The sequence below is a fragment of the Virgisporangium aliadipatigenens genome, assembly GCF_016863615.1.
Lineage (GTDB): Bacteria > Actinomycetota > Actinomycetes > Mycobacteriales > Micromonosporaceae > Virgisporangium > Virgisporangium aliadipatigenens.
Genome location: NZ_BOPF01000007.1, coordinates 34,962 through 58,808, shown reverse-complemented (window position 1 = coordinate 58,808; position 23,847 = coordinate 34,962). Strand labels below are relative to the sequence as shown.

Sequence of the window (23,847 nt, the reverse complement as noted above, 5' to 3'; positions counted from 1 at the left end):
CCTTTGAAACGACGCACCGTCACGACGACCCAGGGGATGCGCACCTATGAGCAAACGGCGGAACTGGCTGGCCGACCTGACCGTGCGCAGCAAGATCTCCATCGCGGTCGGCGTGACGGTGCTCAGCACGTTGGCGGTGGCCGGGGCCGGTTTCACCCAGACCGGCAACCTGAACACCGCCATCACCACCATCAACGAGCGCAACGTGGCCGGGCTGAGCCAGATCACCGGCATCCGTCAGGCGTTCGGCGAGGTGGTGCTCTACGGGATGCAGAGCCGGGTCGCCGACGAACAGTCCCGCCCGCCGCTGATCGCCAAGCTGAACACGGCCATCGGCAACACCGACGAACTGTTCAAGACCTACGCCGGCCGCGAGGTCGAGGACGCCGAGTGGCAGGGCCTGGTCCAGAACTTCGACGCCTTCTGGACGATGTTCAAGGAAGCAGCCAAGACGCTGGAGAGCGCGGACCCGGCCAGCGTCGGATACACCTCCGCGGCCGGCGACTACACCCCGTCGCTGGCCCGGGTCGACTGGGCCACCGCCGACCTGACCGAGTACGAGAACAACGCGGCCGGCCTCATGGCGACGGCGGCGCAGGCGACGGTCGACCGCGCGCGTTGGACCATCGGCACCGTGCTGCTGGTCGGCATGGTGCTGGCGCTCGTGCTGACCCAGGCCGCCGCGCGGGCGATCGTGCGGCCGCTCGGCGAGGTGCAGCGGGTGATGGAGGCCGTCGCCGGTGGTGACCTGACCCGGCGCGCCCGCGTGCGCAGCCGCGACGAACTCGGCAAGATGGCCGCCGCGGTGAACCGGGCCGCCGACGAGATGCGTTCGGCCATGCACACCCTCGCCGACAACGCGGTCACGCTCTCCTCCAGCGCGGACGAGCTGACCCGCACCTCGGACCAGATCGCGGCGGTCGCCACGTCGGTCTCCCAGCGCGCCCAGACGGTGACCAGCGCCGCCGGCCAGGTCTCGCAGAACGTGCAGACGGTGGCCGCCGGCGCCACCGAGATGGGCTCCTCGATCCAGGAGATCGCGCGCAGCACCCGCGACGGCAGCGACGTGGCCGAACAGGCGGTCACGGCGGCGCAGACCACCAACGACATCATGTCCAAGCTGAACACCTCGTCGAACGAGATCGGCACGATCGTCAAGGTCATCTCGGCGATCGCCGAGCAGACCAACCTGCTGGCGCTCAACGCCACCATCGAGGCCGCCCGCGCCGGCGACGCCGGTCGGGGCTTCGCGGTCGTCGCCGGCGAGGTGAAGGACCTGTCCCAGGAGACCGCCCGGGCCACCGAGGACATCACCCGGCAGGTCGAGACGATTCAGACCGACAGCCGCGCCGCGTTGGCCGCCATCGCCACCATCACCGAGATCATCGGCCGGATCGACGAGTCGCAGACCACGATCGCCGTGGCCCTGGAGGAGCAGACCGCCACGACCAAGGAGATGAGCCGCAGCATCGAGTTCGCCTCCGACGGCAGCGGCGAGATCGCCTCCAGCATCTCGGCCGTCGCCGACGGCGCGCAGCAGACGATGATCGGCGCCGAGGCCAACCAACTCGCCGCGAACGACCTGGCCCGGATGTCCGCCGACCTGATGCAGGTCGTCGCGCGGTTCCGTCTGGACGACCCCGACGGAGCCGATGCGGCGGCACGCTGAGGCTCACGGCGGCGCCGGTGGGCCCGGTTGGGGCCGTCCCGGCAGGATGTGGTTCGGTCGCGGCGTGCCGGTGTCGGCCGAGTCGATCTGATCGCTGAACTCGAGCGTGCGCCCGTCGCGCCCGACGACCACGCTCCGGCCCTCCCGCACCGCCGCTTGGGCCAGGTCGGCGAGTTCGCGCTCCGACGCGCCCGGGTTCGCCAGCGCGATCGCGCGCCCGACCTCGTTGTTGTACAGGTCCATCGCCTCGCGGGGCGCGGGGTTGCCGAGCAGTTCCTCGTGCGCGCTCGTGTACCGCCGGGCCCAGTCCTCGCCGTACTGGCTGGTGAGCAGCGCGCTCCAGTAGGTGTGCCGGAAGGCGTCGAAGTGGTCGTCGTTCTGATCCGGAGTGGGGTATCGGCGCAGCGCCTCGGCGTTCGCCTCGTTGCGGATGTCGTTGAAGCGGGGCAGCCAGCCGTCCACCGGGGACCGGGAGTACAGCTCCTCCAGCATGCGGGCCTCGTTGTGCTGCACGGTTTCGTGCGCGAGCCGGGCCAGCGGGTTGCCCTCGGCGGGGAACTGCTCCCGGCGCGCGTCGTCGCGCACCTGATACTGGGTGAGCACGGCTTCGCCGGGTCGTCTGGGGTCCGGGTCGAGGCGCGCGGACTCCTCGATCTCGGCCCGCAGCCCGGGTGTGCCCGCGATGACCGCCTTCGCGGCGGCGCTGTCGCCCCGCAGTTCGGGCAGCAGCCGCCGGGCCGCCCGCAGCGCGGTCACCGCCACACCTCTGGCGTCGGCCTCGGTCCGCCGCGCGCGGTCGTACCACTGCGCCGCCCGGTGGTACAGCAGATCGGCGTCGGCGCGCACCCGATCGATCTCCTCCTGCAGGTCCGGATCGGCGCGACCGGCCCAGAAGGCCCACTGTTCCATCGGGTCCAGCCGGTGGAGCGGGGGGTGCGTCCGCGCCAGGTACGCGAGTATCTCGCGCAGTTCGTCCTCCACCCGCACGCCCTCCGCGACCAGCCGCTGCGCCTCGCGCTGCGCGGCGATGTACTCGTTCAGCGCCCTGGCCGCCTTGGTATAGCCCTCCATCAGTTGTTCGAACGTCCGGTCCGCCTGCCGCAGCCGCCGGTCGAACAGCTCGCTGCTGCGATCCGCCCACACGACCGTCGACCTCGCCCGGTCCAGCGTTCCCTGGGTGGAACCGATCAGCCGCACCACGCGCTGACACTCCCGCTCCGCGATCGTCACCCGATCCGGGCTCATCTCCTCGATGTACTTCACCTGCCGTCGAACAGCCACGTCACTCCGTCCCGGGCGCCGGGTGGTACTCGGTGCCGGCGAGGAAGCCGTCCAGGGTCTGCCGCACCCCCTCATCCGTCGCGGCGTACGCGGCGGCCGTCTCCTGCAGGCGCATCGACAGCGCGGCGAGGAGTGCGACCGCGTCCTGGTACTGATCGGCGGCGAACCCGGCGAACTCGCGCATCGTCGCCTCGACGTCGCCGTGCGCGTAGGGTCTCCCGGCCCGGGCGGTGAGCGCCGGCTCCGGCCGCCCGGCCTGCAGGGTCCCGGCCAGTTCCAACAGGATGTTGGCGGATCTGTTCACCGACGGCAGATCGATGCTCGGCATCGCCGCATCGTATCGGCGGCGGTCAAAGTATCGTCCGGTCGGTGCGGCATGATGTCGACGTGCCGCTCATCCGTCTCAGTTTCGCGATCGCTGACGTCGCACCCGTCGACAACGGCTGGCACCTGGACGGCGAGCCGGATTTCCACGTGCGGCAATGGCCCCGGCCCGGCGACCGGTTCGACGTCGTGACCCGCGAGCACGGCCGGCACGCGCGGGCGGTCGACCTCACCGTCGTCGAACTCACGGCGACGCACGCCGTCGTCACCGGGGTCGGCGGCGACCTGCTGCGTCCCGACGACTACCTGTTCGGCGAACGCCCCGCCGCACCGGGCACCGGCCGGCACGACCCCGCCGAGATCCTGGGACTGACCCCGTCGAAGACCCGGCTCGACTGGTCGGACACCGAGGCGGCCCTGGGCGTCACCCTGCCCGGCGACTACAAGCGGTTCGTCGACGCGCACGGGTCGGGCGTCATCGACGACCATCTGGCGGTGAACGGCATCGGCGGCCGCTTCGACCTCGTGGAGGAGAACCTCTACGCCTGGTCCGCGGTGCGCCTCGACTTCGCCGGCCCGGACGCCTGGCGCGAGGACGCCACCTGGCGCCTCGGCGACGCCGCGCACTGGGCACCCGACCGGGACGAGGTCCCGGAGTGGTTCTCCCCCGGCGACGACCTCATCGCGTGGGGCTCCAGCGTCAACGGCCACATCCTGTTCTGGCACGCGCGGCCGGGCGTCCCCGCCGAGGAGTGGACGGCGGTGCTGAAAGAGCGAGGGCCCTACTGGGAACGCTTCGCGGGCGGCTTCGCCGACACCGTAGCCGGCCTGCTCACCGGCGACGTACAGAGTCGGTACCTCAGCCGCTGGCTGAGCGGCCCGCACTCCTACGACTACTGATCTACTGGCCGCATGGCCTTTGACGCTCCGGACTCGATGTCCGTCCGCATGCCGCTCGAGGAGTGGTTCGACCGCTACCAGTACGCGGTGACGTCCAACATCGGCGAGAGCGCGGTGACCAGTCTCAGCCTGGCCGACCTGCCGCTGTCGGCCGAGGAGCTGTGGAAGCTGCCGCTGCGCTACGGGCACCACCAGGGCCTGCCCGAACTACGTGCGGCCATCGCGGCGCACTATCCCGGCCTCACCGCCGAGGACATCGTCGTGACGGCCGGCGCCGGCGAGGCGATCGTCGTTCTCGCCACGGTGCTGCTGAACGGTCGCTCGCGCGCGGTGGTCGAACACCCCACCTACCCGACGCTTTACCTGGTGCCCCGTTCGCGGGGGGCGAGCGTGGAGCTGCTGCGGCTGCGGCCGGACCGGCAGTGGCGGCCGGACCTGGAGGAGGTGCGCGCGTCGCTGGCCGGCGGGGCGGAGTTCTTCGCGATCACGCATCCGAACAACCCGACCGGTTCGATGATCAGCGAGGCCGAACTGCGTTCCGTCGTCGCGATCGCGCGCGATGCCGGGGTGCGCCTGGTCAGCGACGAGACCTACGGCCTGATGACCGAGGGCGAGCCGCTGCCGCCGGCCGCGTGCCTCGACGAACGGGCGGTGAGCATCTCCACGATGTCGAAGACGTTCGGGCTGCCGGGCATCCGGATCGGCTGGATCGCCTGCCGGGACCGCGAACTCGTCCGGCGCCTGGTCGCCTGCCGGGAGCACATCACGATCACCAACAACGTTCTCGGCGAGTACATCGCGCTCCAGGTGCAACGCGACCCGGGGCCGTTCGTCGCGCGGGCCCGGGCGCGGGTCGCCGGGAACCGGACCGTCGTCGCCGACGTCGTGCGGCGGCATCCGCGCCTGGGCTGGGTGCCGCCGAGCGCGGGTGTGGTGGCGCTGCCGTGGATCGTGGACGCCACCGACGAACAGGCCGAACAGGTCTACCGCAACCTCGCCGAGAATCGCGGCACCTTCGTGGTTCCCGCGTCCGGGTTCGAGCTGCCCGGCCGCTACTTCCGGGTCGGGTTCGGCGGCGAACCGCACCAGCTGCGCGCGGGCCTCGGCCACCTGGTCGCCGAGTTGGACGCGCTGTCGTGACCGCCACCGCCGACGTGCTCGTCATCGGCGCCGGGATCGTCGGCTGTTCCACCGCGCTGGAGCTGTCCCGGCGCGGCCTCGACGTGCTGGTGCTCGACAAGGCCGGCGCGCCCGGCATGGGTTCCACCAGCGCGTCCAGCGCCATCATCCGGTTCAACTACTCGACCTGGGCCGGGGTCGCCATCGCGTGGGAGTCGAAGTTCCGCTGGGAGCGCTGGGAGGAGCACCTCGGCCATCGCGACCCGAACGGCCTCGCCCGCTTCCACCGCACCGGCAAGCTGCTGCTCGACGTCCCGCTCATCCCCCGGCAGCGGATGGCGGCGCTGTTCGACCAGGCCGGAATCCCTTACGAGGTCTGGGACGCCGACACCCTCGCCGCCCGGGTGCCCGGCATCGACACCGGCGCCTACTACCCGCCCAAGCCGGTCGGTTCCGACGCGTTCTTCGACGAGCCGCGCGGGCGTCTCGGCGCCGTCTTCACCCCGGACGGCGGCTTCGTCGACGACCCCCGCCTGGCCGCCGCCAATCTCGCCGCGGCGGCCGTCCGTCGTGGGGCGCGCTTCGCGTTCCGCCGCCGGGTCACGTCGATCGACCGGACGGGCGATGTCTGGCGAACGGGGCTCGACGGCCGCGACACCGTCGAGGCGCCGGTTCTCGTCAACGCCGCCGGCCCCTGGTCGAGCAGGGTGAACGAGCTGGCCGGCGCCGCGCACGACTTCACCGTCGACGTCCGGCCGATGCGCCAGGAGGTGCACCACACCGCGGCGCCGCCGGCCCTGCGGCACCGGTTCCCCGTGATCGCCGACCTGGACCTGGGCGTCTACTTCCGTCCCGACACCGGCGGCAACCTGCTGGTCGGCGGCACCGAACCCGAGTGCGACCCGCTGCAGTGGATAGACGACCCCGACACCGTCGACCTCAACGCCACCGTCCCGCTCTTCGAGGCCCAGCTGACCAGGGCCGCCCGCCGGCTGCCCGACCTGACGGTGCCGAACCGCCCCCGGGGAATCGCCGGCGTGTACGACGTGGCGCGGGACTGGACGCCGATCTACGACCGGACCGCCCGGCCCGGCTTCTACGTGGCGATCGGCACCAGCGGCAACCAGTTCAAGAACGCGCCCGTCATCGGCTCGCTCCTGGACGCGATCATCGACGCCGTCGAGAACGGCCACGACCACGACGCCGAGCCGGTGCGCTACACCTGCGCGCACACCGGCCACGAGGTCGACCTGGGCGCGTTCTCCCGCAGGCGGCCGGTCAACACCGCCTCCTCCGGAACCGTCATGGGCTGACCCGCGCGGCCTCCCGCACCAGCAGCGCCTCCAGGTCGACGAGGAACCGCTCCGCCGCGGCCGCCGACAGGTACCGCGTGTCGACCCGCAGCATGAACTCCACCCCGCGCTCGACGTCGCGCAGTTCGAGGATGAAGCGCCAGTTGACCGACCCGGGCGGCGGGCACCGGTACAGCACGCCGTCGGGTGCGCCGACCGGCGGCGGGGCCTTCCCCCGGCGGGCCGGTCGGGCCGGGCGCATGTCGTTGAAGCCGTACAGCGGCGCCGTTTCGATGCCGGTGTCGCGCTCGAACGCCGCCAGTTCCCGGTCCAGGGCCGCCTGGTCGTAGTAGGCGTGCTGGTAGGCCGAGAGCGCGGCGCGCCAACTCGCGCGCACCGTGTCGGCGAACGGGCCGGCGCCGGGCTCCACCACGAAGAGGCCGAGCTGGTTCATCGGGCACACCGCCGTGCGGTGCCCGTCGCCGACCCGGTTGCCGACGAAGACGTTCAGGGCGACGACGGGACGGCCGGCGCACCGGGCGAACAGGCGTGCGGCGGCGGCCAGCGCGATCGTGGAACCGGTGACGCCGAGCCGCCCGGCGAGCACGTCCAGGGCGCGTTCGGCCGCACCGGACGCGAGGTGCACGCGGGCGAACGGCGGGTCGGCCGGCTCCCCCGCGGCGAGCTGCACCGGCGGCACCCGTGCGAAGCCGGCCAGCCAGTGCGCCACCGCCCGCGCGCTGCGCCCGGCGTCCACTGTGGACTGTTGCCGGACCAGGTCGAGCGGCTGGTCGCCGGGGGGTGTCGCGAGCACGCCCCGGGTCAGCAGGTGGCGCAGTTCGCGCAGGACGACCTCGGCGCCCTGCGCGTCCGTCGCGCAGTGGTCGAACACCAGGCAGACGCGGCGCACCCGACCGTCCACCACGACGAGCCCGCCCCGCAGCGGCAGTTCGCTCGCGTGGTCGAACGACGTCGCGGCCAGCTCCCGCACCAGGGCCGCCGCGTCGTCCGCCACGTTCCCGGGCGTCGAGCGGCGCACCGTCAGCGGGAGCCGGCCGTCGGCGCGAACCTCCTGCCGGACCGTCTCCCCGTGCGCGACGACGACCGTGCGCAGCGATTCGTGCCGGGTCACCAGTTCGGCGATCGCGGCGACGACGGCGGACACGTCGCACTGCCGGCTCTCCGGGACCACCAGCACCCGCGGGATGTTGACCAGGTGGTCGTGCGGCGCGAGCGCCACGATCGCCTTCCAGATGGCGAGCTGGCCCCAGCTGAGCGGCCCGCCCCGGACCACCGGCCCGCGCACCGGCACCTCGACGGTGGCGGTCGACGGCGCCGTCACGGCCGGCCGGGATCGAGCGCCGCGATCTGCTCCACCAACCCGTCGAGGGTGTCCAGCGCGGCGACGAGCCCCAGGTCCAGTTCGACGCCGTACTCCTGCTCGACGGCGTCGGCGAGGCGCAGGTAGCCCAGTGACGTCAGCCCGAGCGCGCCCAGCGACGCGTCCGGCGCCGACGCGGCCGTGGCCGGGACCGCGCCGTCACTGGCGACCGCGACCAGTTCGGCGAGGCGTTCCCGCACGCGCGACGGGCTCATCGGTGCACCTCCTTGCGCCGCCGCACCTCGACCGCGATCTCGGCGACGGTCGGCGTGTCGTAGAAGACCTCAAGCGGCAGGGCCACCCCGAGCTGCTGCTGGATGCGGGTCATCATGCGGGTGATGGACAGCGAGTGCCCGCCGAGGTCGAACAGGTCCTCGTCGTCGCCGACCTCGTCGAGCTGCAGGACCTCGCGCCAGACCATCCGGATCGTCTCGATCACCGCGTCGTCGCCGCCGGTCGCTCGCGGGGCCTGCGATGCCGGCTCGCGGGCCGGGGCCGGCAGCGCGGAGCGGTCGAGCTTGCCGTTGGGCGTGAGCGGGAACCGTTGCGGGAAGAGCCATCCGGTCGGGATCACCGCGGCGGGCAGGGTGTCGGCCAGGTGCTCCCGCAGCGCCGCCGGGGTGGGTGGGTCGCCGCGCGGGACGACGTAGCCGACCAGCCGGGGTCCGTCGTCGTCGGGGTCGTCGCGCAGGATCACCGCCGCCTGGGCGACCCGCGGATGTTCCAGCAGCCGCGCCTCTATCTCGCCGCACTCGACCCGATGTCCGCGGATCTTGACCTGACTGTCGGAACGGCCGAGGAAGACCAGCCGCCCGTCGGGCAGGTACCGGGCGAGATCACCGGTGCGGTACAGGTGGCCGCCCGGCGCCCACGGGTCGGGGACGAACCGCTCGGCGGTCAGCTCCGGGCGGCCGACGTACCCGCGGGCGACGCCGGCGCCGCCGACGCACACCTCCCCCGCCGTCCCGATCGGGACCGGCCGCTGCCGCCCGTCCAGCAGGTACACCCGGGTGTTGGCCACCGGCCGCCCGATGGTGACCTCGCCGACCGGTTCCGGGATCTCGTCGAGGGTGGACCAGACCGTGGTCTCCGTGGGCCCGTAGGCGTGGAACAGCCGACCCACCCGCGCGCGCAGCGTCCGCGCGAGCGGTGCCGGCAGCGCCTCGCCGCCGCACACGGCCACCACCGGTTCGCGGCCGGCGGCGCCGAAGCCGCCGTCGAGCAGCACGCGCCAGCCCGACGGGGTCGCCTGCACGTGCGTCACCCCGCGCTCGCGGACGAGTCGCACGAGGGCGGCCGGATCCCGCGCGTCGCGTTCCGGGACGATCACCACGCGGCCGCCGGTGATCAGCGGCAGGTACAGCTCCAGCGCGCAGATGTCGAACGACGGCGAGGTCAGCGCCAGCCAGGTGTCACCCGGGCCGGCCGCCAGCGCGTCGCGGAACGCCAGCAGGAAGTTGGTCAGCCGGCTGTGCGGCACGTCCACGCCCTTCGGCCGCCCGGTCGAACCGGAGGTGTACAGCACGTAGGCGGTGTCGTCGCCGTTCGGGCCGGCGCAGGAGCCGGCGGCGGTGGGCCCGTCGGCGGGCGCGTCGAGGAGGAGCACGTCGTGTCCGGGCGGCAGGTCGGCGGCGTGCGCACGCGTCGTGAGGACCACCGCGGGGCGGGCGTCGTCGAGGATCAGGGCCCGCCGGGCGGCCGGATAGGCCGGGTCGACCGGCACGTAACCGGCGCCGCCGCGCGTCACGGCGAGCAGCGCGACGAGCAGGTCGAGCGAGCGTTCGACACAGATCGCGACCAGGGCGCCGGGGCCGACGCCACGGGCCCGGAGGCGGGCGGCGAGCGCACCGCCGGCGGCGTCCAGCTCGGCGTAGGTCACCGTCCGGTCGCCGCACACGGCCGCCGCCGCCCGCGGGGTCCGGCGGGCCTGCGCGCGGAACAGCGCCGGCAGCGTGGTGTCGGGGTAGTCGCGCCGGGTGTCGTTCCACTCCCGCAGCAGCAGCGCCTCCTCGTCGGCCGGCAGCAGCAGCAGGTCGCGCACGGCCACGTCGGGTTCGCGCACCGCCGCCGCCAGGAACGTGCGCAGGTGCCCGGCGATCCGTTCGGCCGCCTCGACCGGGAGGCTGTCCGGGGCGAACCGCAGGCTCACGTCCAGCCCCTCCGCCGCGTCGACGAACTGCAGGTGCAGCGCGTTGCGCGCGGTGCCGGCGAAGACGGCCCAGTCGACCTCGGCGCGCACTCCGACGAACTGCGGCTGCGGCGCGCGCCGCCGATAGCTGACCGACACGGGCGCGAGCGCCGTCCGGGGACGCATCCCGCCGACGGCGTGCGCCACCGGCACCGCCCGGAACCGGTACGCGGCCCGCAGTTCGGCGCGCACCGCCGTCGCGAGGTCGGCGAACGTGACGTCCTCCGGCGCGGCCACGGCGATCGGCAGTTCGTTGACGAACAGCCCGATGTGCTCCGCGACCTCGGGGGTGCGGGTGGAGACGTCGACCGCGACCGGGACGTCGGTGTTGCCGTAGCGGCGCAGCACGGCGTGCACGGCGGTGAGCAGCAGTTCGAACCGGGTCACGCCGAGCTTGCGGGCGCCGCGGTCGATCGCCTCGGAAAGCGGCGCGTCGAGCGTGAACCGCACGGTGGCGCCGGGTCGCGGGCCCGCCGGCGGGCGGCCCAGGTGCGGCAGCAGCACCTCGGTGGTGTCGCGCCACCGCGTGCGCCAGAAGGCGCGGGCCTCCCCCGGGTCCACCGCCGGCGGGTGCGGGCGCGGCGGCGGCGCCGGATCCGTGGCGCCGGCGTAGGACCGGGCCAGTTCGCGCACCAGGATGTCCTTGGACATGCCGTCGAAGACGAGATGGTGCGCCACGAACAGCAGCAGGTGCCGTTCGCCCTCGCCGGCGAGAACGAAGCGGGCCAACGGACCGCGCTCCAGGTCGAACGGCCGGGTGAGCGCCTCGGCGACGAGCGGGTCGTCCAGGGCGGTGCGGGCGAGCGTGGGCGGCACCGGCGCCGGCACGAGGTGCGCCACGCCGTTCGTCTCGGCGACGGCGCTGCGCAACGGCTCGTGCCGGGCCAGCACGGCGGCACACGCGGCGCGCAGCGCGGGCTCGTCGAGCGGCCCGTCGAGCCGGACGGTCAGCGCCAGGTGGTAGGCCGTGCCGGCGTCGCCGGAGCGCTCGGTGAGCCAGATCCCGTGCTGGGCGGGCGTTGCCTGCGTCATCGGCCTACCTCCGGGTGCGCGTGGTCGGCGGCCGTCCCGAGCAGGGCGGCCAGCTCCCGCTTGAGCACCTTGCCGCCGGCGTTTCGCGGGAGGTGCTCGAGCGTCAGAATCTTTGTCGGAACCTCGTGGGCGCTGAGTCGTTCGACCAGAAATGCCCGCAGCTCGGCGAGGGTGAGCGGCCCGGCGCAGACCAGCGCGGCCGCCACCTCGTGGCCCAGAACGGGATGCGGCACACCGAACACGGCGACGTCGCGGACGGCCGGGTGCTCGTGGATCGCCGCCTCCACCTGAAGCGTGGAAACCTTGTACGCGCCCGATTTCACGACGTCCTGCCGGCGGTCCAGCAGGTACAGGTAGCCGTCCGGGTCGAGCCGGCCCACGTCGCCCATCCGCACCCAGCCGTCCCGGAACACCTCGCGGGTGGCGCCGGCGTCGGCGTGATAGCCGCGCGGGTACGGCGAACGCAGCCAGACCTCGCCGGCGGTGCCGGGCGGGACGGGGCGCCCCGCCGGGTCGGTGACGCGCAGCGAGCCGGCCGGCGCCCACCCCACCGAGTCCGGCCGGGCCGGGTCGAAGACCATGCTGGTCTGTGCCGGCGCCGCCTCGGTCGAGGTGTAGTAGTTGACGATCGTCGCCGCCGGGAACGCCTTTGCCAGCGCGGCCGCGACCGCCGGCGGCAGGGCGGCCGCGGTCGAACCGAGCAGCAGCACGCTCGACGTGTCATGGCGGTCGAGGGCGCCGGAACCGAGAAGTTCGACGGCCGTCGACGGCACCACGAAGACCGTGCCCACGCGGTAGTGCTCGATCAGCCGGGCGAAGCGCACCGGCGTGAACTGCGGCAGGGTCAGCGCGGTCGGGCGGGCGTCGAGCGCGTTGCGCAGCATGGTCTGCGCGGCGTTGGTGCCGATCGGGAACGCGTGCAGGAAGTGCGTCGAGTGGGCCAGCGGCCGCCGGCGCGGATCCGTGGCGACGCCGGCCATGAGGTTGGCGTGGCTGGCGACGACGCCCTTCGGCCGGCCGGTGGTGCCGGAGGTGTACAGGATCTGCGCCGGGTCGCCCGGCCGCACGGCGCCGATGTCGACCGGCGCACCGGCGAGCGCCGCCGCATCGTCCACAGTGGACACCCAACCGGCCGGGAACGCCGGCGGCGCCGCACCGGCGGCGTGCAGCAAGCCGACCGGTGCGCAGTCGGCCGCGACGTGCCGCAGCCCGGCCGGGGCGAGCCGGTCCGCGCACGGCACCGCGACGGCGCCGGCCGCCTGCACGCCGCAGTAGGCCACGGCGAAGTCGACCCAGTGCCGGGCCCCGAAGTGCAGCACGATCCGGTCGCCGCGCCGGACGCCACGGGCCCGCAGGCCGGCGGCCACCGCCAGCGCGCGCCCGTGCCACCGCGCGAACGTCAGCTCGTCGACCCCGTGCGTGCGGACCGCCACCCGGTCCGGCTCCTGCGCGGCCCGGGTGGCGAGCTGTGCCGGCACGGTCCGCGCACCGGCACCGTCTACTGTGGACATCACAGGTCCGGCTGCTGACGCCGCATCCGCGAGAAGTACTCGTGCTGCGTGGGCAGGCGACGCACGAGATGTTCGGCCCTGTCCCGCAGCAGTTGGAACTCCTTGCGCGCGGCGGTGTCGTCGGTCAGGCCGAGCGCCGGCGACGGCCGCAGTGGGATGCCGCCCATGCCGAGCAGGATGCACATGTACGAGTACGGCGGCAGCCCGTGGTAGTACGGGTACACCGTCTCGGCGTCGGGCAGCCGGCTGCGCCACAGTTCGAGGCGCTCGGCCAGCCCGTCCGGGATCGCCCGCGTCTTGGTGTCCCGCCAGTACTCGTTGTCGGCCCGCAATGCCGCCTTGTAGTGCAGCACCAGGAACTCGCGGACGCCGTCCATGCAGTGCGCGATCGCGTTGTTGTACATGGTGCGCAGCGTCGGGTCCCAGTCCTCGCCGGGGAAGTACTTCACCAGTTGCTCGACCGCGTGGTGGATGAAGAAGATGCCGGTGGACTCGAGCGGCTCGACGAAGCCGCTGGAGAGCCCGACGGCGACGCAGTTGTTGACCCAGGAGTTGCGGCTGCGGCCGATCCGCATGCGGATGTGGTTGGCGCTCGCGTCCGCCGCCGCCGGACCGACGAACTCGCGCAGCACCCGCTCGGCCTCGTCCGGCTCGCAGTAGTCCCGCGCGTAGACGTATCCGGTGCCGATCCGGCCGAACAGCGGGATGGTCCAGATCCAGCCGGCGTCCTGCGCGGTCGCGCTGGTGCACGGGCGGATGCCGCGGCGTTCCATGTCCAGCGGCACCTGCAGGGCGACCGCGCTGTCGTTGGGCAGCGTGTCCTGGTAGGAGATGAACGGCTCGCCGAGGCGCTGGTTGAGCAGCACGCCGCGGAATCCGGTGCAGTCGACGAAGAGGTCCCCGCCGAGCTCCCCGTGCTCCCCGGTGCGCAGGTGATCGATCCAGCCGCGCTCGTCCAGCGCGACGTCGACCACGTCGTCGATCACGTGCCGCACGCCGCGTTCGGTGGCGTAGCCGGTCAGGAACTTGGCCAGCAGGTGCGCCTCGAAGTGGTACGCGTAGGGGAACTGCGCGCCCTGGTAGGCGGAGATGGTGTGCCGGGCGACGTCGTCCTTGTCCTCCACGTAGTCCTGCTCGAACAGCGAACCGTCCAGGAAGCGCGGGTTGCGTTCCGCGTCGCAGAGGGACGCCAGCACGAAACAGTCCCGGTCGAACCGGTCGGTCAGGGGCTCCCGTAACCACCAGTCGGCGAGCGGGAAGCCGTCGACGGCGCGCATCTGCTCGAACGGGTGGTAGAAGTGGTGCCCGGGGCGGCGCCAGTTCTCGAAGCGCACCGCCAGCTTGTAGGTCGCGTTGCACTCGGGCATCCACTCCCGCTCGTCCAGGCCGAGGAAGTGGAAGAAGTGCCGGATGTCGCTGAACGTCGCCTCACCGACGCCGATGGTGCCCACCTTGCCGGACTCGACGAGCGTGATCGACACCCGGTCGCCGAACGCGGCGGCGAGATAGGAAGCGGTCATCCATCCCGAGGTTCCGCCGCCCACGATCACGATATTGCGGGGCTTCTCCATGTGCACCTACACACCTTTCTTTCTCGACGGCCGAGCGGGCGTTTCCGCTTTTCCAATTAGGCACGTCTATTCGTCGTACGCCCTTTCGAGACGCACGTTTTGGCTGTTCAAACGGCATGAGTAATTGATTACGATGACAGCCGACACACCTCCCACGACTTCCGGAAAGGGTTGCCGATGTCCAGCGAAGCGTCGGAAAGAATCGAACGGGCGAAGCGGTGGATCGCCGAGTTCACGACCAATCCGCATCCGGATCTGGGGCGCGACGGGGTGGTCTGCCCGTACACCACCCGGGCGCTTCGCCGCGAACACCTGACCTGCCACCCGTTCGACGCGCGCAGCGGTGACGGGGCGATGGTGGCGTTCGTGCGGCGGCTGCGCGACGACGTGGCCGACACCGCGGCGCGGGTGGGCGCCGACCGCGTGTACCTGGTGCGCGTCGCGGTGCCGTACGGCCTGCCCGATCCGCTGCTGCGGGCGATGGTGGGCCGGGTGCACGCCACGGTGCGGGCCGAGTTCGTCTCCGGGGGTTTCATGGCCGGCGACTTCTGGCCGGCGCACGAGGCGGTCGGTTTGCACAGCAGGCAATTCCGGCCGTTCGACAGCCCGCTGCCCTTGTTCGGGGTGCGCCACATGGTGGTCGCCGACCTCGCCTTCTTCTGCATGCCCGACATCCCGCCGGGGGTCCGGTTGGACTACCTGGCCCGCTACCGTCAGGTCTTCGGCGCCGGACTCAACGCCCACTGGGCGCAGCGGCTGTCCGCGGCCGAGGAGTCCGCCCGTCGGGCGGTTTCCGTTCCGTAGGCGCCGGGGCCGGGTCGCCGAGGACGTTCATCAGCGGCCCGGTCATCGCCGTCGTGACGAGTGCGACGAGCACCAGTACGGTCAGGCCGAAGTCGTTGACGAGGTGGTACTGCCAGCCGATCGCCGCGACCACGATCTCGGTCACGCCCCGGCAGTTGAGCAGCACACCCAGCCGCAGGGTGTCCCGCCGGGGCAGGCCGGCCAGCCGCGCGCCGACGCCGGCGCCGAGGAACTTGCCGCCCGAAGCGGCCAGGATCACGCCGGCGAAGAAGAGCCAGCGCGCGGGTTCGCCGCCCAGCAGGGCCACCGAGGTGGCCAGCCCGATGCCGGCGAAGAACAGCGGCAGCAGCACCGCCATGGTGAACCCGCGCAGCCGGTCGTTGACGTGTTCGACGGCGGCCGAGTCGCGGGGTACGGCGAGGCCGAACACGAACGCCCCGAGCACCGGGTGCAGCCCGACGACCTGGGTGGCGGCCGCGTACGCGATGGCCCCGCCGACGAGCACCGGCAGCAGGAGCTGGGTGGCGTCCGGGCGGCGCTGGGCCCACCGCACGAGCGCGGCGAGCGCCGGCCGGATCCAGAGCACGGTGACGAGCAGCAGCGCAGCGACGGCGCCGGCCGTCGCGGCGAACGCACCCGAGCCGCCCACCCCGGCCACGCCCAGCAACGCGGTCAGCCCGAGCCACAGCACCACGTCACCGGCGGCCGCGCAGCTGATCGCCAGCCCGCCGAGGGGCGTGCGGGTCAGGCCGAGGTCCGCCAGGATCCGCGCCAGCACCGGCAGCGCGGTGATCGACAGCGCCAGCCCGAAGAACAGCACCGTCACCGGCCGCTGCGCCGAACCGCCGATGAGCCGGTGGCCGAGCAGCGCCACCACGACCCCGGCGACGAGGGTCAGGCCCATCGCGCCGGTGACGACGACGGCCACGGTGCGCCGCCGTGCCGCCAGGCCGGTGAGCCGCAGTTCGCAGCCGAGCAGGAACATGAACGTCACCAGGCCGAGCTGGGCGGCCAGGCCCAGCGCCGAGCGCACCTCGGCGGTGAACAGCGCCGCCGTGCCGTTCGGCCAGAGCGCACCGAGGACCGACGGGCCGAGGACGATGCCGCCGAGCACCTCGCCGACCACGGCCGGCTGATGGAACCGGCGCAGCAGCGCGCCGCACGCGTGACAGACGAAGACGACGACCGCGGCCGCCAGCAGGAACCGGGCCAGCGGGTCGAGGCCGCCGGGTCCGGTGCCGTCCCCGGTGCCGGCCACCAGGCGCGGGGTCAGCGCGACGAGCGCCGCGACGGCGACCAGCGCGACCACGGCCCTGGGGAGCCGCCCGCCCCGCCTCCGGGCGCCGGCACCACGCCCGGCCTCGACGCCGCGGGCGGGAAAGAGCCGCCATCGGGCGCCCGGCGCCGTCATCGGCCCGGCTCCGTGGCGAGCGCCGCCGCCGGGGCGGACCCGCCGCCCGGCCAGGCGCAGAAGCGGCGGTGGCCGTAGAGCAGCGGCGGATCGCCGGTGTGTGCCGTCGTCACGACCTCGCCGAAGACGACGTCGTGGTCGCCGGCGCCGATCCGGCGGCTGACCCGGCACTCGGCCACGGCCATCGCGGCGCCGGTCAGCCAGGGGACGCCGGCGGTCGGCGACGGCCGGGACGCGGTGCGGCGGAACCGGTCGGGCACCGGTGCCGCGAACAGTTCCGCGACGTCGCGGGCGTCCTCGTGCAGCAGGTTGACGGCGAACCAGCCGCCGGCGCGGATCGCGGCGAGGGTGCCGCTGCGCACGTCGAGGCAGACGAGCAGGGTCGGCGGGTCGACCGTCACGCTGCTCAGTGACGTGCAGGTCATGCCGTGCGGCTGCCCGGCCGCGTCGAGCGCGGTGACGACCGCGACCCCGGTCGGGAACGCGCTCATCAGCGCCCGGTACTCGGCCCCCGTGACGCCGTTCATGACGCGCTTCCCTCCATCAGCGTGCGACCTCCCTCAACCGCGGCACCGCCGCCGATTCCGGCCGCGGCCCGGTGGGCCGTCAGCAGGACGTGTGACGGAGAGCGTTGCAGCGCAACGGTTTCCGGCGGTTCGCAGCCCGCCTCGACCAGCCAGCGGGCCAGCGTCGCCGGTGGATACACCCGCCCGCCCTGGGTATGCCACAGGTTGAGCGAGAAGCAGCGGGTGAAGGCATCGTCCACAGTGGACGCATTCGGCAGCGGCGCCGTCTCGAGCACCAGGACCGTGCCGCCCGGCCGGACCGCCGCCACGGCGGCGCACACCAGGGCCCGGGCCCGTTCCTCGGCGAATCCGTGCACCACGTTGAAGAGCAGCACGACGTCGTGGTCGCGCTCGTCCACGCGGTGGGCCAGATCGCCGGCGCGGAACGTTATCCGTTCGGCCAGCCCCTGCGCGGCGACGCTCGAGGCGCCGACCGGCAGGGCCGCCGGCAGGTCCAGCACCGTGGCCGCCAACCCGGGATGCCGCCGGCAGAACGCGACGCTGTAGCCGCCGTGCCCGCCACCGAGGTCGAGCAGGCGGGTGGCGTTCGGCGGCAGCGGCGCGCGCTCGACCACCTCCGCCGCCAGTTGTCCGGCGAGGCCGCGTTGCAGCCGCTGGAAGCGTTCGAGCCGGTCGGGTTCCTTGGCGAGCCAGGTGTAGAAGTCGACGTGCGGGGTGCCGCCGCGCAGCGTCGTCGCCAGGTCGCCCCACAGGTCGCCGACGATCGACACCCACAGCGTCAGCACGTTCGCGAAGTCGCCGCGCAGCCACCGATCGGCGGCCGGCCGGTTGGCGTAGGAGTGCCCGTCGTGGCTCAGGTAGCCGACCGCGACCAGCACGTCGAGCAGGGCGGGCAGCCCGACCGGATCGGCCGCCAGTTCGGCGGCGAGTTCCGCGGCGCCGCGCGGTCCCGCGCCGAGCGCGTCGAAGACGCCCAGTTCCGTCCCGACCGCCGCCGCCCGCGCGGCCATCAGGCCGATCAGGTCCAGCATCGGCGTGGGCGCGTCCCCGGCCCGCAGGTACGCGTGCGCCTCGTCCGGGGAAAGGTCCAACGGCACTGCGATCGCCTCCGTACGTTCGTCGCGGCTCGGTCCGGATCTCTTTCTCAGGGAACGCCCGCAGCCTCGGCACTCGGCGAGACGCGCACCGGGTCGGCGTCGGTGCCGGCGTCTGGCAGGTCGACCTCGACCCGCCGCAGCGCGGGCACGAACGCGACCACGGCCGCCAGGATCACCAGCAGCGCACCCGTCACCAGGAACATCGCCGCGATGCCCCGCCCGGGCCCGACACCGACCAGCCGCCCGACGCTGCCGGCCAGCGCACCGCCGGGACGCAGCGCCGGTTCGGCCACGAACTGCGCCACCGGCGCGGCCAGCAGGTAGGCGATCGGCGTGGCGCCCTGGCTCAGCATGTGCGCGGTGCCCAGCACCCGCCCCAGCGCCTCGGTCGGCACCTTGAGCTGCAGCACCGTGTTCGCGCAGCCGTTGACGACCGGCAGCGTGAACAGGAACGCCGGCGCCAGCACCCCGATCAGCAGCGCGGAGGGCCGCAGCGAGTGCGCCGCCATGGCCAGCCCGCCGACGAGGGTGAACGCGGCGACCCCGAAGGTCTTGCGGCGCGGCCCGCCCCAGGCGCTCATCGTCATCGCCCCGGCGAAGAGCCCACTGCCCCCGGCGAACATCAGCACACCCAGGGTGGCGACGCCGGTGAAGGAGAGAATCAGCGGCTGCACCAGCATCCCGGCGGCGGCGAACGCGAAGTTGAACCCGGTCAGCACCGACACCAGCCCGAGCAGCGCGCCGTGGCGGCGCAGGAACCGCAGCCCGAACGACAGGTCGCCGCGCAGCGTCGGCGCCTCGGCCGGCCGTTCGGGCCGCAGCACGCCGGCCGGCAGCCGCACCACGAGCAGGGCGGCGACCGCGACGGCGAAGGTGACCAGGTCGACGACGATCACCCCGCCCATGCCGATCGTGGCGAGCAGCGTGCCGGCGACCAGCGGCGCGGCGATCTGGGCCGCCCAGGAGGCCTGCATGAAGCCGTTCGCCCGGCCGAGGTGCCGCTTGGGGATCAGCAGCGGCGTCATCGCCTGGTACGCGGTGAGGTGGAACGTCCCGCACGTCGCGCCGACCGCACCGGCCGCGTACAGGTGCCACACCCGCAGGTCGCCGGAGAGGTACAGGAGGCCGACCGCGGCGGTCGACACGGCGGCGACGGTGTCGGTGAGCACGAGGACCCGGCGCCGGTCGAAGCGGTCCACGGCCACGCCGGCGAACGGGCCCACGAGGACGCTCGGCAGCACCGAGGCGAGCATCATCAGCGCGAAGCCGGTCACCGAGCCGGTCGTCCGGTACACCCACACGCCGAAGACGAACCCGGTGAGCGCCGAGCCGACCCCGGAGACGACGGAGGTGAGCCAGATGCCGACGAAGCGGAGCACGTCACCGCGTTCGGTCGCGATCGTCATGGCGTTCCTCCTGAGGCCGCCGCGGCTGCGGGCGGGACGAGTCCGGCGGCGGTCAGCGCGTCGAGTTGGCGGCGCAGCAGTGCCCGGTCGGCCGGCGGGCAGGTGATGCCGGCGGCCGCGAGCGCGCGTTCGGTCCCCGAACAGTCGAAGCGCGGCCGCCGGTGCTGCGGCGTCTCCTCGGGCAGCACCGCGACGAACGGGTCCAGCGGCACCGCCTCGCCGCGCGCGCGGGCGTCGAGAAGCGTTGCGCGCCAACGTTTCCACGGCACGAGTGCGACCGGGTGGCCGTGCTCGCGCAGGGCGGCGGCGATCTCGGCGTAGCTGATGGTGGCCGGGTTGAAGTAGTGGTGGTCGGCGGCGTCCGGTTCGACGAACGACGTCTCGACGGCCCGGGCGATGCCGGCGGCCACGTAGTCGACGGGTGCGAGGTCCTCCTCGTAGGGAAGGTCGGGCACCATCCCGAGTCGGACGCAGGTGGCGAGCGTGCGGCTGAAGTGGTCGTCCGGGTTGGCCGCGCCGGTGCGGCTGTGCCCGCTGACCCGGGCCGGGCGGTGCACCGACACCGGCAGCCAGCGTTGCCGGGCCTGCCGGGCCAGCGCGTCGGCGACCCACTTGCTCCGGTTGTAGCCGCCGGTGACGCCGGTCGGGTCCTCGGGCGGGTCCTGTTCCCGGACCCGTTCGTCGAGGTAGGCCTTGCCGAGGTAGACGCCGAGCGTGGAGACCAGGTGCACCGGCACGCCGCCGGCGCGGGCGGCCAGGCGCAGCAGTTCGACGGTGCTGTCGACGTTGACCGGCCGGAGCCGGTGGTAGGGCTCGCCGAAGTGGACCAGGCCGCCGTTGTGACAGACGACGTCCACCCGGGCGGCCAGGTCGGCGAGGTCGGCGGCGGCCAGCCCGAGTCCGGGTGCGCCGAGGTCGCCGGGCAGTCCGACGAGCCGCCCCGGATCGACCGGTTCGAGGCCGTAGCGGCGCAGGTTGCGCTGTACCCGCTCGACGGCGTGCGCGGGTTCGTCGGCGCGGGTCAGGCAGACGAGGGTCGCGTCGGTGCGGGCGATCAGTTCGGCCACGAGGTACGCGCCGAGGAAGCCGGTGGCGCCGGTCAGGAGGATCGTCGGGGCGCCCGTCGCGGCCGGGATCCGCGCCGGGGCCGGGACGATGTCCTCCGGCAGGACCGCCTCCGCGCGCAGGTCCGGTTCGTCGTCGGTGGCGGGTCCGCCGGCGATCGTCCGGGCGAACTCGGCGAGGTCGGCCGTCTCGAACATCACCCGCAGCGGCAGCTCCACGCCGAGCACGCGGTGCACCTCGGCGAGCACACCGGCGACGAGGAGCGAATGCCCGCCGAGGGCGAAGAAGTTGTCGTGCCGGCCGGGGCTGACGCCGAGAACCCGTTCCCACGCATCGGCCACCGCGGTCTCCACCGTCCCCTGTGGACGGTCGACGACCGGCGCGGCGGCCGGGTCGACCACGGGCGGGAGTGCCGCCTCGTCGAGCTTGCCGTGCGCGGTGCGGCGGATGGCGGGCACCGCCGTGAAGACCGACGGGATCAGCGGATCCGGCAGGTGCGCGCGCAGGAACCGGCGCAGCCCGTGCGGCACCCGCCCGTCGCCGGTCACCACGTAGGCGAGCAGCCGGTCCCGGCCGGCCGGGTCGGTCCCGGCGATCACGGCCGCGTCGGTGACCTCCGGATGGGCCGCGACGGACGCCTCGACCTCCGCCGGTTCGATCCGATGGCCGTTGATCTTCACCTGGCGGTCGACCCGGCCGAGGAACTCCAGGACGCCGTCCGCACGCCGGCGGACCAGGTCGCCGGTGCGGTACATCCGCCCGTTTCCCTGTGGTGCGAAGGGATCCGGCGGGAACCGCTCGGCGGTCAGCTCCGGCTGGTGCAGGTAGCCGCGCGCCAGGCAGTCGCCGCCGAGGTGCAGTTCCCCGGGCGCCCCAATCGGCGCGTGGCTGCCGTACCGGCCGAGGACGTAGGCGCGCACGTGCGGCAGCGGCCGGCCGATCGGCAGATGGGTGCCCGGTTCCGGCGCCGCGCCGGCCGGCACGTGATGGGTGGTGGCGCAGACCGTCGCCTCGGTCGGCCCGTAGTGGTTGAACAGCGCGACCCGCCCACCGGTGACCTCGATCCAGGCGCGCACCGCGGCGTTCGGCACCCGTTCGCCGCCGACCATCACCGTCGACACGCTCCAGTCCGGCGGCGGTGGTGCGCCGGTGGCGAAGTCGCCGATCCAGCGGCGCCACAACGACACCGGCACGTCGATCGCGGTGATCGCGTGTCGCGCGGTGAACTCCAGCAGCGCGGGCCCGTCGAGCCGGGCCGGCTCCGGGTGCAGGACGAGCGTGGCACCGACGGCCAGGGCCGGAAAGACGTCCCCCACCGAGGCGTCGAACGTCAACGGCGGCACCATGAACAGCACGTCGCCCGCCCGCAGCCGGTGAATGTCCACAAAGGACCGGGTCAGCCGGGCCAGCGTGCCGTGCGTGATCTGCACGCCCTTCGGCCGGCCGGTCGAACCCGACGTGTAGATCAGGTACGCCAGCTGTTCCGCTCCGGCGACGGATCCGGCGGGCAGGTCGGCCGGTGCGGTGCACTCCGCCGCAGACAGCGTGGTACCGGTGAACCCGGCGAGGACCGCCGCCCGTTGCGGCGCGGCGATCGCGACGCGCACCCCGGCGTCGGCCAGCAGCCGCGCCACCCGGCCCGGCGGGTGCGTCGGGTCGACCGGCAGGTAGGCGCCGCCGGTGCGCAGCACGGCGAGCAGCGCCACGATGCTGTCCACTGTGGACGGTGCGACGACCGCCACGACGTCTTCCGGGCCGGTGCCGAGCTCACGCAGCCGGGCGGCGAGCGCGGTGCTGCGCCGGCCCAGTTCCGCGTAGGTGAGGGAGGCGTCGTCGCCGCGCACCGCGACGCTGTCCGGATGGGCCGAGACGCTCTCCGCGATCAGGTCGGTGACGAACGGCGCCGGCGGCGCGAGGGGCGGCGCCGCCGCGTGCGCATCGCCGGCGAGGTCGACGTCCCAGAGCCGTTGCCCCGGCTCGCTCGCGAACGCGGCCAGCAGCCGGATCAGGTGGTCGGTGAAGCGCGCGATCGTCTCCGGTTCGTACAGCTCGGCGGCGTAGTCCACCACGAACGTCACCCGCGGGCCGTTGACGACGATCAGCGTCAGGTCGAAGCGGGCCGGCGGCGCGCCGAGTTCCCACTCCCGCGCGTGGAGCCCCGGCGGCAGCGGCAGGTCGCCGTAGCCGTCGGGCTCGACGACGAGCATGACCTGGAACAGCGGGTTGTGGCTGAGCCCGCGGTGCACCCGGGCCAGGTCGACGACCACGTCGAAGGGCAGCATCCGGTGGCCGACCCCGCCGAACGCGGTGCGGCGAGCCGTGCGCAGCACGTCGCGCAGCGTCGGGTTGTCCTCGAGCCGGGTCCGCAGCGCCAGGGTGTTGGCGAACATGCCGACGGTGCGTTCCAGCTCCGGCGTGTGCCGGTTGTCCGCCGGGGTGCCGATGACGAGGTCCTCCTCGCCGGTGTGCCGGGCGAGCACCGCCGACAGCGCGGCGAGGTACAGCGCGAACGGCGTGCAGCGTTCCGCGCGCGCGAGGGTCCGCACGTTCGCGACCAGGTCGGCGTCGAGCGTCACGCTGTGCCGGCCGGAACGCAGGCTCGGGCTCGCCGGGCGCGGCCGGTCGGCGGGCAGGGTGCTCAGCGGCAGGGCGCCGGCCAGGTGCGTTCGCCAGTACTCCCGATCCTCCGCGCGCCGGTCCGCTCCGGAGCCGGCCAGCCAGGCGGCGTAGTCGGCGAACGGCACGCCCGGCGCCGGCAGCCGCGGCGCGTTCCCCTCGACCGCCGCCCCGTAGGCGGTGAACAGTTCCGCCATCAGGATCCCGATGCCGGTGCCGTCGGCCACGATGTGGTGCACGCACACCACGAGAACGTGGTCGTCGTCGGCGCGGCGCACCAGCGCGGCGCGCAGCAGCGGCGGCCGCGCGAGGTCGAACGGCCGGCGCACGAACGCCGCGGCGAACTCCCGCAGCCGCGACTCGCCCCCGGCGGCCGGCAGCTCCACCAGCTCCAACGCACCGGGGACCCGATCGTGCACCACCTGCCGGGCCCGCCCGCCGACGTCGACGATCGCGGTGCGCATCGCGTCGTGGCGGTGCAGCACGAGGGCCATCGCGTCGGAGAGCGCGGCGGCGTCGAGCGGGCCACGCAGCCGGTGGGCGAACCAGTTGTGGTACGTCGCGCCGTCGAAGCCGGCCCGCTCGAGGAACCACAGCCGTTCCTGGGCCGGGGTGAGCGGCACCGCCGCACCCGGTGCGCGCGCCGGAATCCC

17 protein-coding genes are annotated in these 23,847 nt (G+C 73.7%); 5 read left to right on the top strand and 12 right to left on the bottom strand.

What is annotated here, in order from left to right; all coding sequences use genetic code 11:
- Positions 1-46 precede the first annotated feature (46 nt).
- Positions 47-1,669 (top strand): methyl-accepting chemotaxis protein, encoded by a 1,623-nt coding sequence (locus Val02_RS10885; protein ID WP_203898859.1) that lies wholly within the window; start codon positions 47-49, stop codon positions 1,667-1,669.
- Between the two features lie 3 nt (positions 1,670-1,672).
- Here the strand turns inward: Val02_RS10885 and Val02_RS10880 are convergent, their stop codons facing one another.
- Both Val02_RS10880 and Val02_RS10875 read right to left on the bottom strand, forming a co-directional pair.
- Entirely contained in the window at positions 1,673-2,950 is a 1,278-nt protein-coding gene (locus Val02_RS10880; RefSeq protein ID WP_203898858.1) for a DUF6973 domain-containing protein, read from the bottom strand.
- 1 nt (position 2,951) lies between these two features.
- Positions 2,952-3,278, bottom strand: coding sequence for a hypothetical protein (locus Val02_RS10875; protein WP_203898857.1), 327 nt, complete (start codon positions 3,276-3,278; stop codon positions 2,952-2,954).
- Between the two features lie 41 nt (positions 3,279-3,319).
- On the opposite strand from Val02_RS10875, the gene Val02_RS10870 reads away from it, so the two are divergent.
- The 3 genes from Val02_RS10870 to Val02_RS10860 are packed head-to-tail and all read left to right on the top strand — an operon-like array spanning position 3,320 to position 6,606.
- Positions 3,320-4,174: an SMI1/KNR4 family protein gene (locus tag Val02_RS10870; protein ID WP_239152695.1), complete on the top strand. Its 855-nt coding sequence runs from the start codon at positions 3,320-3,322 to the stop codon at positions 4,172-4,174.
- A gap of 12 nt (positions 4,175-4,186) precedes the next feature.
- Positions 4,187-5,314 (top strand): aminotransferase class I/II-fold pyridoxal phosphate-dependent enzyme, encoded by a 1,128-nt coding sequence (locus Val02_RS10865; protein ID WP_203898856.1) that lies wholly within the window; start codon positions 4,187-4,189, stop codon positions 5,312-5,314.
- A complete protein-coding gene (locus Val02_RS10860; protein WP_203898855.1) occupies positions 5,311-6,606 on the top strand; it encodes an NAD(P)/FAD-dependent oxidoreductase in 1,296 nt (431 codons plus the stop codon). The genes Val02_RS10865 and Val02_RS10860 overlap by 4 nt, the downstream gene beginning before the upstream one ends.
- Here the strand turns inward: Val02_RS10860 and Val02_RS10855 are convergent.
- Genes Val02_RS10855 through Val02_RS10835 form a run of 5 tightly spaced genes read right to left on the bottom strand, consistent with a single transcriptional unit; the run spans position 6,596 to position 14,268 of the window.
- Positions 6,596-7,927: a condensation domain-containing protein gene (locus Val02_RS10855; protein ID WP_203898854.1), complete on the bottom strand. Its 1,332-nt coding sequence runs from the start codon at positions 7,925-7,927 to the stop codon at positions 6,596-6,598. The genes Val02_RS10860 and Val02_RS10855 overlap by 11 nt on opposite strands.
- The gene (locus Val02_RS10850; protein WP_203898853.1) at positions 7,924-8,181 is read right to left on the bottom strand and encodes an acyl carrier protein; all 258 of its coding nucleotides are present in this window, start codon (positions 8,179-8,181) and stop codon (positions 7,924-7,926) included. Before Val02_RS10850 ends, Val02_RS10855 begins: the two co-directional genes overlap by 4 nt.
- The gene (locus tag Val02_RS10845; RefSeq protein WP_203898852.1) at positions 8,178-11,186 is read right to left on the bottom strand and encodes a non-ribosomal peptide synthetase; all 3,009 of its coding nucleotides are present in this window, start codon (positions 11,184-11,186) and stop codon (positions 8,178-8,180) included. The genes Val02_RS10850 and Val02_RS10845 overlap by 4 nt, the downstream gene beginning before the upstream one ends.
- Positions 11,183-12,697 (bottom strand): class I adenylate-forming enzyme family protein, encoded by a 1,515-nt coding sequence (locus Val02_RS10840; RefSeq protein WP_203898851.1) that lies wholly within the window; start codon positions 12,695-12,697, stop codon positions 11,183-11,185. Before Val02_RS10840 ends, Val02_RS10845 begins: the two co-directional genes overlap by 4 nt.
- Entirely contained in the window at positions 12,697-14,268 is a 1,572-nt protein-coding gene (locus Val02_RS10835) for a tryptophan halogenase family protein (protein WP_275415562.1), read from the bottom strand. The genes Val02_RS10840 and Val02_RS10835 overlap by 1 nt, the downstream gene beginning before the upstream one ends.
- 177 nt (positions 14,269-14,445) lie before the next feature.
- Between Val02_RS10835 and Val02_RS10830 the strand changes: the two genes are divergently transcribed.
- The gene (locus Val02_RS10830; RefSeq protein ID WP_203898849.1) at positions 14,446-15,072 is read left to right on the top strand and encodes a DUF6875 domain-containing protein; all 627 of its coding nucleotides are present in this window, start codon (positions 14,446-14,448) and stop codon (positions 15,070-15,072) included.
- Here Val02_RS10830 and Val02_RS10825 read toward each other — a convergent pair.
- Genes Val02_RS10825 through Val02_RS10805 form a run of 5 tightly spaced genes read right to left on the bottom strand, consistent with a single transcriptional unit; the run spans position 15,002 to position 23,817 of the window.
- On the bottom strand, positions 15,002-16,483 hold the full coding sequence (locus tag Val02_RS10825) for a cation:proton antiporter (protein ID WP_203898848.1): 1,482 nt from the start codon (positions 16,481-16,483) through the stop codon (positions 15,002-15,004). The genes Val02_RS10830 and Val02_RS10825 overlap by 71 nt on opposite strands.
- Positions 16,480-17,010: a flavin reductase family protein gene (locus tag Val02_RS10820; RefSeq protein WP_203898847.1), complete on the bottom strand. Its 531-nt coding sequence runs from the start codon at positions 17,008-17,010 to the stop codon at positions 16,480-16,482. The genes Val02_RS10825 and Val02_RS10820 overlap by 4 nt, the downstream gene beginning before the upstream one ends.
- Positions 17,007-18,107: a methyltransferase gene (locus Val02_RS10815; protein ID WP_203898846.1), complete on the bottom strand. Its 1,101-nt coding sequence runs from the start codon at positions 18,105-18,107 to the stop codon at positions 17,007-17,009. The genes Val02_RS10820 and Val02_RS10815 overlap by 4 nt, the downstream gene beginning before the upstream one ends.
- A gap of 47 nt (positions 18,108-18,154) precedes the next feature.
- Positions 18,155-19,513 carry an MFS transporter gene (locus Val02_RS10810; protein ID WP_203898845.1) on the bottom strand — a complete coding sequence of 453 codons (1,359 nt, stop codon included), beginning with the start codon at positions 19,511-19,513 and terminating at the stop codon, positions 18,155-18,157.
- Positions 19,510-23,817 carry a non-ribosomal peptide synthetase gene (locus Val02_RS10805; protein WP_203898844.1) on the bottom strand — a complete coding sequence of 1,436 codons (4,308 nt, stop codon included), beginning with the start codon at positions 23,815-23,817 and terminating at the stop codon, positions 19,510-19,512. The genes Val02_RS10810 and Val02_RS10805 overlap by 4 nt, the downstream gene beginning before the upstream one ends.
- Positions 23,818-23,847: the final 30 nt, after the last annotated feature.